Genomic DNA, 12,229 nt, shown 5'->3' with positions numbered 1-12,229 from the left:
TCTCCACGAGCCGGGCGCGGGCGCGGCTCGTCCAGGACTCCAGCGGCCCGCACTAGCGTCGGGGCCACCGTGACCACCCGCTCACCCTGTGCAGATGAGAGAGGCGAGACATGACCTCGTTCGACGCTGGAGCCCCCTGCTGGGCCGATGTGACCGTGCCCGACCTGGAGGCCGGCAAGCGCTTCTACGGCGAGCTGTTCGGCTGGACCTTCGGGGCCGGTGCCGAGGAGTTCGGCCACTACACGCCCGCGCTCAAGGACGGCAAGGAAGTGGCCGCGCTCGTCCCCGCCCGGGACGGTGCGCCGGCGGCGTGGAACCTCTACCTGTCCACGCCCGACGTCGAGGCCCTGGCCGTCCGGATCGGTGAGGCCGGGGGCAAGGTGCTCTCGGGTCCCCTCGCGATCGCCGGCGCCGGCACGGTGCTGGTCTCGACCGACCCGGGCGGCGCGGTGTTCGGCGCCTGGCAGGCGGGCACCCGGGACGGCTTCGAGCTGAAGGGCGCCCCGGGCTCGTTCTTCTGGCCGGAGATCTACACCCGCGACAAGGCCGCGGTGGACCCCTTCTACGAGCAGGTGTTCGGCTACGAGGGGCAGCAGATCTCCGAGGGCGAGTTCGACTTCAAGCTCTGGTCGCTGCCGGGGGCGCCGTACCCGGTGGCCGCCCGCCTCCAGATGGGCTCGTACATCCCCGCCGAGGTACCCGCGCACGCCCTGGTGTACTTCTCCGTCGAGGACACGGACGCCGCCGTGGCGACGGTGCGGAAGATGGGCGGGGACGTCAGCCGCGAGCCGTCGGACAGCCCGTTCGGCCGTTCGGCGCTGGTCTCCGACGACCAGGGGGCCAGGTTCGCGCTGATGGGCCCGGTCAAGGACGCCGGCTGACCCGCCGCGGACCGCACGGAACGGTCCCGGCCGCCCGAGGGGTGGCCGGGACCGTTCCGCGTGTACGGCCCCGGGAGGACCCGCTCCGGGCCTGCGGGGGCGGGTGGCCGGGCATGGGGGAGCCGGGCATGCGCGAAGGCCGGTCCCCGCGGCGGCGGGGACCGGCCTTCGGCCACGCTTCGGGTCAGTCGCCCCGGACGACCGGGAGACTGGTCAGCGTGTGGTTGATCTCCCCGGTGTGCCAAGGCAGTTCGCTCTCCGGAACCGCCAGCCTCAGGTTCGGGAAGCGGCGCACGAGGCCCTCGATGGCGATCTCCATCTCCATGCGTCCCAGGTGCTTGCCCAGGCAGTAGTGCATCCCGTGGCCGAAGGAGATGTGCGGGTTGCGCTCCCGGCCGAGGTCGAGGCGGTCGGGCTGGTCGAAGACCTCCGGGTCCCGGTTGGCCGACGCGAGGGAGAGCAGGACCGCGTCGCCCTTGGGGATGGTGACGTCGCCGACCTCGATGTCCTCGGCCGCGATGCGGGGGAAACCCGAGGTGTCGGTCGCGAACAGGTTCACGTGCCGCAGGAGTTCCTCGACGGCCTTGGGGATGCGGGAGTGGTCCTCGACCAGGTACCGCCACTGCTCCTGGTGGTCGACCAGCAGGGCCAGCACCGAGTTCGCCAGCTGGTTGGCCGTGGTGTCGAAGCCCGCGCCGATCAGGGTGAACCCGAAGGTGACCAGCTCCGGCTCGCTGAGGCGGTCGTCGTCGTCGCGGGCCGCGATGAGCTCGGACAGCATGTCGTCCGAGGGGTTGGCGCGCTTCTCCGCGATCAGCCCCACGATGTACTCGCTGAGCTTGCCGAGGGCGTGGAGCGAGGCCTCGCCACCGGCCCGGTCGTCGACGGTGGCGAAGGCGCGCGCCCACTGCTCGAACTCCCGGAGGTCCGCGGCGGGTACGCCGAGGAGCTCGCCGATGACGGTCAGCGGGAGCGGCACCGCGAGCTGCTGGACCAGGTCCACGGTCCCGTCCTTGGCCTCCATGTCGTCCAGCAGCTCGTCCGTGACCCGCTGGACGTTCTCCCGCATCCGCTCGACCCGGCGCATGGTGAAGGCGCCCGCCACCAGCTTGCGCAGCCGGGAGTGCTCGGGGGCGTCCAGCGAGATGATCATCTCCGGCGTGGTGTGCATGGTGCCGCCCACCCGGGGAGCGCCCTCGCCGCAGGCCTGGGCACGGCTGAGCCTGGCGTCGGCGGACAGCCGGCGGACGTCCTCGTAACGGGTGACGAGCCAGGCGTCCACGCCGCCCGCCGTGGGCACCTTCACCACCGGCTGCTCGACGCGCAGCCGGCCGTAGGCGGGCGCGGGGCCCCGGTAGCTGGATCCGCTGAAGGGGAAGGTGTGGGCCACCGGGCAGCCGGTGCCCTGGGGCGCCGTCTCCTGGGTGGCCGTCTCCTGGGTGACTGTCACGATGAAACCTCCGCTTGGCGTTACGGTCGGGGCCAACGTACGTACGGACGATCGAGGCCAGGTCGCCCGCAACTGGAGCGCGCCCGCGCCGCCCGGACCCGAGGACGAAGGGCGCCCGGGACTTCCCCGGACGCCCCACGAGCCCTCGTCGGGTCCGCCTACTCCACCGGGCCGAGCAGCACCGCCGAGTAGTTCTTGCGGGCCGCCGTGTCGTACTGGAGCGCGACGTGGCTGGTCGCGGACGTGGTGTCCCGCCAGAACCGCTGCAGCGCGTGCCCCTCGCCGAGGCCGCCGGTGCCGGCCGCGCCCACCAGGAGTGCGACCGCCTCGCGCAGGCTCTCGGCGGCGTAGGTGGCGTTGCGCTCGTTGCGCGCCATGTGCTCCGGGGTGAACAGCCGCTGGTCCAGGACGTGGGCGTTCTGCTCCACGAGGAGGCGTGCCGCGTCGATGCGGCCGGAGGCTCGGACGAAGGTGAGCTCGGCGGTCTGGTTCCGCCGCCTGCCGGTGACCGATCCGGCCGCGGCCTCCAGGGCCCCGAGCGCGGCGCCGACCACCGGGGCGATGAAGGTGAGTCCGCCGACCGCCTGGAAGGGCACGTTGTGCGAGGGGACACCGGACGTGGAGTTGCGGCCGGTGAGCATGTCCGTCCGGTCGAAGGACAGATGGGCCGGCACGAACACGTCGTCGACGACGACCGTGTGGCTGCCGGTGGCCCGCATCCCGACGCTGTCCCAGGTCTCCAGCACGCTGTACGAACCACGGGGCAGCGTGAAGAAGCGCAGCTGCGGCGGCCCTTCGCCGCCTCCGACGGCGGCGCAGAGCATGACCCAGTCGGCGAAGTCGATCCCGCTGACGTACGCCCACCGGCCGTTGACGCGCCAGCCGCCGTCCGCCGGGGCGGCCCGCCCGGCGGGCATCAGCCCGGTCGCCACGACCGTGTCCGGGCTCGGCCCCCAGAGTGCCTGGTGGCCCTCCTCGGGCAGGTGCGCGGCGAAGCGGGCCGAGTACGCGGCGAGCGAGGCGCACCACGCCGAGGCGGCACAGCCCTGGCCCACGGAGACGACGGCGCGGGTCAGCTCGTCGAAGGAGCCCTCGGCGCCGCCGAACCGCGCGGCGACGAAGTGCCGGGCGAACCCGGCCTCCCGTATCGCGTCGGTGACCTCGTGGGACAGGACGCGTCCGGTGTCCGCGTCACCCGCGTGCAGGGCCGCCAGCAGGCGCAGCCGGTCGGCCGACTCCACGAGCCCGGTCCCGGTGGCGGCCGGGGCCTCGATGACGCCCGTGTCGGCGCTCATGCTCCGGCTCCGTCCGCGACGGCCTGCGCGAAGCGCTCCAGCGTCTCACCCGGGCTCGGCCCGTCGAGCGCCTTGAAGATCCTTTCGGCACCCGGGCCGTGCCCGTCCAGATCGACGTGGGCGAGCGACACCCTGGTGTGCTCCGCGTCGACGGCCTCGAAGTCGACCTCGATCCGGCTGGCCCCGTCGTCCGTGGGGATGGACTGCCAGTTGGGGTCGATCCGCCAGGTCATCGCGACCCGCCGGCCCGGCACCCACTCCAGCACCCGGCCCCAGGCGATCTCGGTGCCCTCCACGTCCCATTCGTAGTAACGCCCGCCCACGCCCGGCTCGAAGGCCAGTCCGGCCCGCTCCTTGCGCACCAGGATGTGGCTCGGCGGCCACCAGTCCGCGGGCCGCTCGGTGAAGACCTTGAAGCACTGGTCTGGCGTCGCCGCCACGGTCACCGACTTCCTGACGTCGGGCAGGGTCTGCGTCTGCTCGGGCACGGGGCCTCCTCGCTCCAGCCGGGTGTCCGCCCGGTCGCCGCATCGAATGGAGCCCACGCTGACCGCCTCCGCTAGGCCGCGTGTCGAGTTCGGCTCGAACAGGTGGCGTCCACCCCGGCTCCACCACCGTCCGAGAACCCCGCAAGGAGACGGGCCCACCGTCGAGCCGACGTGGACCGGACAGCAACGAGCGATGGGGAGAGCACGATGACAGACGCGGTACGACGAGTTGCCTTCGTCACGGGTGCGACCAGCGGGATCGGCCTGGCCGTGACCGAGCTGCTGGCCCGGCGGGGCGTCGCGGTGTTCGGGGTGGCGCGCGGCGCGGAGAGCGTGCGCACCGTGGTCAAGGAACTGCGCGAGGAAGGCCTGGAAGTGGCCGGAACCGTGTGCGACGTGACCTCGCTCGAACAGATCAAGGAGGCCGTACGGGCCGCGGTCGCCGAGTACGGCCGGATCGACATCCTGGTCAACAACGCCGGTCGGGGCGGCGGCGGGGTGACGGCGGAGATCGAGGACTCCCTCTGGGACGACGTGATCGAGACGAACCTGAACGGCACCTTCCGGGTCACGCGCGAGGTCCTGAGCACCGGCCTCATGCGGGACGGCGACTGGGGCCGGATCATCAACATCGCCTCCACCGGCGGCAAGCAGGGCGTCGAGCTGGCCGCGCCGTACTCCGCCTCCAAGCACGGCGTCATCGGCTTCACCAAGGCCGTGGGCAAGGAACTCGCCCCGACCGGCATCACCGTGAACGCCGTCTGCCCCGGCTATGTGGAGACCCCGATGGCCCAGCGCGTGCGCCAGGGCTACGCGGGTCACTACGGGGTGAGCGAGGAGGAGATCCAGGACAAGTTCAACGCCAAGATCCCGCTGGGCCGCTACTCGACCCCCGAGGAGGTCGCGGGGCTCGTCGGCTACCTGGCCTCCGACACCGCCGCGTCGATCACCGCGCAGGCCCTGAACGTGTGCGGCGGGCTCGGCAACTACTGACCCGGACGCCCGACGGGCGGTTCGGCGACCACTGACCTCGACGCCCTGACGGCACGGGCGGAATAGGAGTACCTGACATGACTGCTGTGACCGCCGGCGCACTGCTGGCCGAGCCCGACGCGACCGCGTTCCGTACGGCGATGGGCCGCTTCCCGACGGGCGTCACGCTGCTCACCCAGGGCAGCGGTGACGAGACCATCGTGATGACCCTGAACAGCCTGACCTCGGTCTCGCTCGACCCCATGCTGATCCTGGTCTCCGTGAAGGCGGACGGGCGGATGCGACCGCGGATCTCGCGCGCCGGGAGCTTCGCGGTGAACGTGCTGACCGAGTCGCAGCGCGACCTGGCGCAGGAGTTCTGCCGCCCCGACCGTTCCGAGGGGCGGGCCGCCATGCTGCGGCTCTCCGCCGAGGAGGGCGTCACGGGCAACGCCGTACTCCCCGACGCGGAGGCGTCGTTCGAGTGCGTGCTCGACGCGGAGTACGCCGCCGGGGACCACACGCTCCTCGTCGGCAGGGTCGTCGCCCTGTCCGGCGGCCGCTCGGTCCCCGACCCGCTGCTCTTCCACCAGGGCCGCTTCGGCCGGCTGTCCGCCGCGGAGGCCGCCGCGTGAGCACGGCCACGGCTCCCGTGACGGCCCCGCCCGGTTCGCTGGTCGGGGTCGCCGACGGGGTGTACGCCTTCGTCCAGCCCGAGGGCGGCTGGTGCCTGAACAACGCCGGTCTGGTCGTCGGCCGGGACTCCGCGGTCCTGGTGGACACGGCGGCGACGGAGTCACGCACCCGGCGGCTCCGCGAGGAGGTGGCCCGGATCGTGCCCGCCGGGCCCGACCACGTCGTCAACACGCACTTCCACGGCGACCACACCTTCGGCAACGGGCAGTTCGTCCCCCGGGCGGTGGTCGTGGCGCACGAGGGGACCCGGTCCGACACGGAGGAGGCCGGCCTCGGTCTGCGTCACCTGTGGCCGGACGTGGCGTGGGGCGACACCCCGTTGACCCTGCCCACGCTCACCTTCCGCGACGAACTCACCCTGCACGGCGGCGGGCTGCGCACCGAGCTGCTCCACGTGGGGCCCGCCCACACGGCGAACGACGTCGTGGCGTGGGTGCCCGAGCGGTCCGTCCTGTTCACCGGCGACGTGGTCTGGTCGGGGGTGACGCCGTACGTCCTGATGGGGTCGGTGACGGGTTCGCTGGAGGCCCTGGACCGGCTGCGGGCACTGGAGCCCGCGGTGGTGGTACCCGGACACGGTCCGGTCGGCGGCCCCGAACTCATCGACGCCACCCGCGCGTACCTCGTCCGCCTCCGGGAACTCGCGCGGGACGGTCTGCGGCGTGGCCTGGACCCGCTGCGGGCCGCCCGGGAGGCGGACCCGGGTGCGTTCGGCGGCCTGCTCGACCCCGAGCGGCTGGTCGGCAACCTGCACCGCGCGTACGCGGAGCTCGAGGGCCTGGCCCCCGGTGCCCGCATCGATGTGGCGGCCTCGTTCAAGGAGATGGTCGCCTTCAACGGCGGGCTGCCCGCCTGCCACGCCTGATCGCACACACCGCACATCTCGAAGGAGGATTCGTCGATGGAGACGATGCTGCTGGACCGCGAGACGGTGGAGCCGCCGCCCGTGCCCCTGCCCGCCCTTCCCCTCGCCGTCGTACCCCTGTGGGTACCGCTGCTGCTGGCCGGGGACCCGGACGACGACGGGAGCGAGCCGCACATCTGCCGGGGCATCGACTGAACGGCCGCGACCGCACCCGGTACGTGGACGAGGGGCCCTGCGCGCAGGGCCCCTCGTCCACGTACCGGGTGGGAAGGCGGCTCAGCCGGCGGGCGGGGCCACCGGGGTGTCGCGGTGGATGACCCTCGACCGGGTCAGCAGCCGCCCGTCACGGCGAACCAGCACGTCGTCCACGGTGAACGTCGGCTGGAAGGCCACCTTGCCCTCACGGTCGGTCTGGGTGACCAGCGTGTAGTACGAGACACGCAGGGTGTCCCCGTCCGCCTCGTCGGGCTCGATGATCAGGTGGCCGAACCAGTGGCGTACGGCGATGTCCTGGTAGCGGGGCAGGTTGGCCCGCATACCGGCGACCATCTCCGTCCGGCCGCTCTGGCGCTGCCCACCCGCGTGCACGACCTCCCCGTCGTCCGTGAACGTGTCGGCGAAACCCTCGATGTCCAGGGCGTCGACCCGTCGCATCTGCTGGGCGTAGAAGGTCTGCACCTCCGCATACAGGTCACCGGTGACCTGCTGACGGAGGGTCCCGACCGGCTGAGACATGGCGAACTCCCTTCGCGGCGGCGGCCCTCACGGCTGCCCGCAGTGACCACCAGGCTGCCGGGCGCGGCTGCACTCCCGCTGGAGAGGCGGTCGTGGTGCCTCGTCAGCCGAGCCGGCGGACGGGCGCGCCGTCGAGGTAGGCGCGGATGTCCTCCACCGCGTCCCCGTAGTACGCCGCGTAGTTGGCCCGCGTCACATAGCCCAGGTGCGGGGTCGCCAGGAGCCCCGGGGCGCCGCGCATCGGGTGGTCCGCGGGAAGCGGCTCGACGTCGAACACGTCGACGGCGGCGCCCGCGATCGCCCCTCGGCGCAGGACGTCGAGCAGTGCGTCCTGGTCGACGATCGCCGCCCGCGAGGTGTTGACGAGGTAGCTGCCGGGCTTCATCAGCCCGAGCTCCTTCGCACCCAGCAGCCCCCGGGTGCGGTCGCCGAGCACCAGGTGCACGGAGACGAAGTCACTGGTCTCCAGCAGCTCCTCCTTCGTCGCGGCGAAGCCCACGCCGGCCTCCTCGGCCCGCTCCGGCGTCAGGTTTTCGCTCCAGGCCACCACGTCCATGCCGAAGGCGAGACCGACCTGGGCGACCCTGCTGCCGATCTTCCCCAGGCCGAGGAGTCCGAGCCTGCGACGGTGCAGGTCGGCGCCCACGGTCGACTGCCAGCGGCCGCCGTCCCGAAGGGCGTTGGCCTCGGTGACGATGCCGCGTGCCAGCCCGAGCAGCAGTGCCCAGGTCAGCTCGACGGGCGGGGTCGCCGTGCTCGCGGTGCCGCAGACGGTGACCCCGTGCCGTTCGGCGGCGGCGTGGTCGATGGACGTATTGCGCATGCCGGAGGCGACGATCAGCCGGAGCCGGGGCAGCCGCTCGATCAGCGTCGCGGGGAAGGGCACCCGCTCCCGCAGGGTGACGACGATGTCGAAGTCGGCGAGCTGGTCGACGAGTTCGTCCTCGGTGGCGCGGTGCTCGGCGAAGGTGACCACCTCGACGTCGTCGGCGACGGGCGACCAGTCGGCGGCGGTGGCCGCCACGGACTGGTAGTCGTCGAGCACGGCACAGCGGAGTTCCATGATGTGTTCCCCTTCGGCGGCGGCACTGCGGCGGCACGGGAAATCTACCGGCCGCGTCGCGCGCTCACGCCTCCCGCCAGGCCTCCCTGTTCCGCGCGACGTCGTAGACCCGCTCGACCTGCGTGGCGGTGAGCACGCCCGTCAGCGGGGCGAGCGCCGACACCTCCCGCTCCCGGCAGACGCGGACGCCGGCCGGGGTGGCGACCACCTCCAGCGCGGTCACACCGGTGAACAGCAGCACGGTCCCGACGGGCACGTCGAAGGAGCAGTGGGCCGCGAGCGCCTCCCCGGCCCGCCGGGCCCCGGGGCTCGCCCCGAGCTCGTACGGCCGCGGGTCGCCGTCGTCGATCCGCAGGGTGCCGTCGTCGATCCGTACCGAGGCCCCGGGGTGGTGTTCGGTGCTCACCGCGAACACGCCGCCCGGCCCGATGAGCAGGTGTCCGATCCAGGTGCCGTCGGGCAGCGGCACGGAGTGCAGCACCCGCCAGCCGTGCCGCGTCAGCCGCCTGAGCTCGGCCCCGGCACGCCGCTCCCCCGCCAGCGCGGTCCGGCGCGGGTCGGCCTCCTTGTTCCGGCGCAGCACCCCGGTGGCCGCGCGTGCGAGCGTGCCGGCGGCGGACTCGCCCAGCAGCTCCCGGAGTTCCTCACCGGCCCGCCGTGCCGCGAGGTCGCTCGCGGGCGTCAGGGCCGGCAGGGCGGCGGACCCCCCGGGCCGCTCGGCCCCGGCAACTCCACCCGGCTCCGGCAGGGCATCCGGTGCGGGCGTGGCTTGCGGTGCGGCGGCCTCCGGAGGGGGCGGGGACTGCGGTGCGGCGGCCTTCGGCCCGGGCGGGGGCTCCGGCGGGGACTCCCGTCCGGGCGGCGGCTGCGGTGCGGGTGCCTGCTCCGCGACCGGTACGGGCTCTGCCTGCGGGGCGGGCGTGTGCTCCGCGTCCGGCGCGGCCTCCCGCTCCGTCCCGGGCGCGGGCAGGGGTTCCGCGTCCGGCGCGGCCACACGTTTCCGCATCCCCCGCATGGGAGGGATGCGCGGGACCTGCGGCGGGGGCGTCGGCGCCGGCTGCTCCTCCGGTGCGTCCTCGCCGAGGAGGGACGGCATGTCCGGGACCTGGCGGGCGAGCGCGTCCAGCACGGCGTCCCGGTAACGGGGGTGCAGGACCGTGATGGTGCCGTTGCCCAGGTCCGCCCATCCGATCGCGGTGCCGTCCGGGAGATTCACATAGAGCCGGTCGTGCCCGAAGAGCTGCCATGACGTGACCTTGAGATCCTGCATCGTGCCCCCTCTGTTCACCGCTCCGGCGTCCTGTCTCCCCCAGCGTGTACGGCGGCCGGGCCGTCGGACAGGGCGCAGAGCGGGCGCGCGGAATCGGGACCACGGCATTCCGGAGCCGGTCCGGGGACGATGTGCCCCGGACCGGCTCCGGTCGCCCGGTCGGACCAGGGGGGAGCCCCGGTGCCGGACAGGCGTCCATCATGGCCCTCGCTTCGCCCCTGACCTCGGAAACGGTCGTTTCGTCACCTGTACGGGCGGCTTCGACCACAAGATCGATCCGCTGTACGACCGCCCCCGCCCCGGATCCGGGTACGCGGGGCGACGGGACCGCAGGGGCCGCCGCGTCCCGCCGGACCGACGCCGCCGACCGCCGACCAGGCGCACGGGCACCGACCGGCGTGGCACGGCCGCCCGGGCACGACCGCTGCGGCGCGGGCGTGCCTCAGGCCGAGGTCCGCTTGCGCCCGCCCGAGGCGGTCTTCTTCGCCGGCGCCGCCTTCTTCGCCGCCGGCGTCTTCCGCTGTGCGGTCGCGTCCGCCGTGGCCGTCCCGGCCGGGGTCTTCTTCGCCGCCGTCCGCTTGGCGGGCGCCTTCTTCTTGGCGGGCGCCTTCTTCGCCGCGGACTCCGCCGTCCCGGTCCTCTTGCGGGCTCCCCCGGCGCGCGCCGTCTCCTTCGCACCGCCGCCGCCGTCACCGCTGCCCGGGCGGGGCTTGCGGCCCTCGATCGGGTGGACCTCCGCGTGCCCGCCGTCCTCCCGTTCCTCCTTGGACTCCTCGGCCGCCCGGACACTGCTCTCCAGCGCCGCCATCAGGTCGATCACCTTGCCCCCGGTCTCCTCCGCCGCCTCCTCCGCGACGGGCTCACCGGCGGCCTTCGCGGCGACCAGCTGCTCGACCGCCTCCCGGTAGTCGTCGTGGAGCGTGTCCAGGTCGGTCTCACCCAGGGTGTTCATCAGGGCGTCCGCCAGGTCGAGTTCGGCGTCGCGGATCCTGACCGAGGAGTCCGGGGCCACCTCCTCGGGGGAGCGGATCTCGTCCGGCCACAGCAGGCCGTGCATCGCGATCACCTCGCCGGTCACCCGCAGCATGCCCAGCCGTTCGCGGCCGCGCAGCGCGTACTTCGCGACGGCGACCTTCCCGCTGCGCCTCAGTGCCTCGCGCAGCAGGGCGTAGGGCTTGGCGGCGGGGACCCCGTTGGCCTGGAGGTAGTACGCCGAGTCCAGCTGGAGCGGGTCGATCGCCGAGGAGGCCACGAACCCCTCGATCTCGATCGTCTTCGCCGTGGGGAGCGGGAGCGAGGCGAGGTCCTCGTCGGTCACCGGGACGACCGTGCCGTCCGCGTCCTCGTACGCCTTGACCGTCTCGGAGGGGGTCACCTCCTCCTCGTCCAGCTCGCAGACCTTGCGGTACCGGATCCGGCCGCCGTCGGCGAGGTGGATCTGCCGGAAGGAGACGGCGTGGTTCTCGGTGGCGTTCATGAGCTTGACCGGGATGCTGACCAGTCCGAAGGAGATGGAGCCGTTCCAGATGGACCTCACCGTTCACCCCTTACGGGCGTAATGAACATATAGGTACGTTTTCGTGTGATTCTTATCGTATGACGCCGATCACGGAGGTGGAGGGGCGGCGCCTGGCCCTCAGCAATCTCGACAAGGTGCTGTACCCGGCCACCGGGACCACCAAGGGCGAGGTGCTGCACTACTACGCGGCCACGGCGGCGGGCGTGATGCTCCCGCACCTGCGCGACCGCCCGCTGTCCTTCCTGAGGTACCCGGACGGGCCGGAGGGGCTCCGGTTCTTCACCAAGAACCCGCCGCCCGGTACACCCGACTGGGTGCGGACCGCCCCCGTGCCACGCCACGACGAACCGGATGCCAGACAGGTGCTCGTACAGGACCTGCCCTCGCTGATGTGGGCGGCGAACCTGGTGGTGGAGTTCCACACCCCCCAGTGGCGTCAGGACTCCCCCGGCGTCGCCGACCTGATGGTGTTCGACCTGGACCCCGGGCCGCCCGCGAGCATCGTCGAGTGCTGCACCGTGGCCCTGTGGCTGCGCGAACGCCTGGCGGCCGACGGCCTGTCCTCGTACGGGAAGACCTCAGGCTCCAAGGGGCTGCACCTGCTCGCCCCGCTGGAGCCGACGCCCTCCGACGAGGTGACGGCCTACGCGAAGGAGCTGGCGGTCGAGGCCCAGCGCGCCCTGCCCGAACTGGCCGTGCACCGGATGACCCGCGCGCTGCGCCCGGGGAAGGTGTTCGTGGACTTCAGCCAGAACGCCGCGGCGAAGACCACCGCCGCCCCGTACACGCTGCGCGCGAAAGGGGGCCCGGCCGTCTCCGCGCCGGTCACCTGGGACGAGATCGAGGCGTGCGGGGACCCCGCGGAGCTGGTCTTCCTCGCCGGCGGCATGGGCGCGCGGCTGGAACGGTACGGAGATCTCCTCGCCCCGCTGAACGATCCGGGGCGGGCCCGCCCCCTGCCCGGCCACTGAGCGGGACAGGGCGCACACAGCCTG

General features: G+C 73.1%; 13 protein-coding genes. 6 read left to right on the top strand and 7 right to left on the bottom strand.

The annotated features are described in order from the left end of the window. Positions 1–110: 110 nt before the first annotated feature. Positions 111–881 (top strand): VOC family protein, encoded by a 771-nt coding sequence (locus AB0I83_RS07175; protein ID WP_356535838.1) that lies wholly within the window; start codon positions 111–113, stop codon positions 879–881. Between the two features lie 184 nt (positions 882–1,065). Here the strand turns inward: AB0I83_RS07175 and AB0I83_RS07170 are convergent, their stop codons facing one another. The 3 genes from AB0I83_RS07170 to AB0I83_RS07160 form a co-directional block, all read right to left on the bottom strand. Then, positions 1,066–2,331, bottom strand: coding sequence for a cytochrome P450 (locus tag AB0I83_RS07170; protein WP_356535837.1), 1,266 nt, complete (start codon positions 2,329–2,331; stop codon positions 1,066–1,068). Positions 2,332–2,489: 158 nt separating this feature from the next. Continuing rightward, entirely contained in the window at positions 2,490–3,626 is a 1,137-nt protein-coding gene (locus tag AB0I83_RS07165; protein WP_356535836.1) for a hydrolase, read from the bottom strand. After that, positions 3,623–4,114, bottom strand: a complete 492-nt coding sequence (locus AB0I83_RS07160; RefSeq protein WP_356535835.1) for an SRPBCC family protein — start codon at positions 4,112–4,114, stop codon at positions 3,623–3,625. The genes AB0I83_RS07165 and AB0I83_RS07160 overlap by 4 nt, the downstream gene beginning before the upstream one ends. A gap of 207 nt (positions 4,115–4,321) precedes the next feature. Here AB0I83_RS07160 and AB0I83_RS07155 point away from each other — a divergent pair, with 207 nt between their 5' ends. The 4 genes from AB0I83_RS07155 (at position 4,322) to AB0I83_RS07140 (ending at position 6,842) form a co-directional block, all read left to right on the top strand. Beyond that, on the top strand, positions 4,322–5,107 hold the full coding sequence (locus AB0I83_RS07155; RefSeq protein WP_356535834.1) for an SDR family NAD(P)-dependent oxidoreductase: 786 nt from the start codon (positions 4,322–4,324) through the stop codon (positions 5,105–5,107). Positions 5,108–5,184: 77 nt separating this feature from the next. Beyond that, complete coding sequence (locus AB0I83_RS07150) at positions 5,185–5,721, top strand: flavin reductase family protein (RefSeq protein ID WP_363303899.1); 537 nt, start codon at positions 5,185–5,187, stop codon at positions 5,719–5,721. Further along, positions 5,718–6,647: an MBL fold metallo-hydrolase gene (locus tag AB0I83_RS07145; RefSeq protein WP_363303897.1), complete on the top strand. Its 930-nt coding sequence runs from the start codon at positions 5,718–5,720 to the stop codon at positions 6,645–6,647. Before AB0I83_RS07150 ends, AB0I83_RS07145 begins: the two co-directional genes overlap by 4 nt. A 36-nt stretch (positions 6,648–6,683) precedes the next feature. Beyond that, positions 6,684–6,842 (top strand): hypothetical protein, encoded by a 159-nt coding sequence (locus AB0I83_RS07140; RefSeq protein WP_356535831.1) that lies wholly within the window; start codon positions 6,684–6,686, stop codon positions 6,840–6,842. Positions 6,843–6,923: 81 nt separating this feature from the next. Here the strand turns inward: AB0I83_RS07140 and AB0I83_RS07135 are convergent, their stop codons facing one another. The 4 genes from AB0I83_RS07135 to AB0I83_RS07120 all read right to left on the bottom strand — a co-directional run bounded on the left by AB0I83_RS07135 (position 6,924) and on the right by AB0I83_RS07120 (position 11,252). After that, positions 6,924–7,382: a nuclear transport factor 2 family protein gene (locus AB0I83_RS07135; protein WP_356534147.1), complete on the bottom strand. Its 459-nt coding sequence runs from the start codon at positions 7,380–7,382 to the stop codon at positions 6,924–6,926. Between the two features lie 103 nt (positions 7,383–7,485). Continuing rightward, a complete protein-coding gene (locus AB0I83_RS07130) occupies positions 7,486–8,445 on the bottom strand; it encodes a D-2-hydroxyacid dehydrogenase family protein (protein ID WP_363303896.1) in 960 nt (319 codons plus the stop codon). A gap of 64 nt (positions 8,446–8,509) precedes the next feature. Then, positions 8,510–9,715 (bottom strand): nuclease-related domain-containing protein, encoded by a 1,206-nt coding sequence (locus tag AB0I83_RS07125; protein ID WP_363303895.1) that lies wholly within the window; start codon positions 9,713–9,715, stop codon positions 8,510–8,512. A 442-nt stretch (positions 9,716–10,157) separates the two neighbouring features. Further along, positions 10,158–11,252 (bottom strand): Ku protein, encoded by a 1,095-nt coding sequence (locus tag AB0I83_RS07120; protein WP_363303894.1) that lies wholly within the window; start codon positions 11,250–11,252, stop codon positions 10,158–10,160. A 59-nt stretch (positions 11,253–11,311) separates the two neighbouring features. On the opposite strand from AB0I83_RS07120, the gene ligD reads away from it, so the two are divergent. Then, entirely contained in the window at positions 11,312–12,205 is an 894-nt protein-coding gene (ligD, locus tag AB0I83_RS07115; RefSeq protein WP_363303893.1) for a non-homologous end-joining DNA ligase, read from the top strand. The last annotated feature ends 24 nt before the right edge of the window (positions 12,206–12,229 follow it).

It is taken from the genome of Streptomyces sp. NPDC049970 (genome assembly GCF_040660235.1).
In the GTDB taxonomy this organism is placed as follows: Bacteria; Actinomycetota; Actinomycetes; order Streptomycetales; family Streptomycetaceae; genus Streptomyces.
Note: the sequence above shows the minus strand (reverse complement) of the source record. Positions and strands in the feature narration are given on the sequence as shown.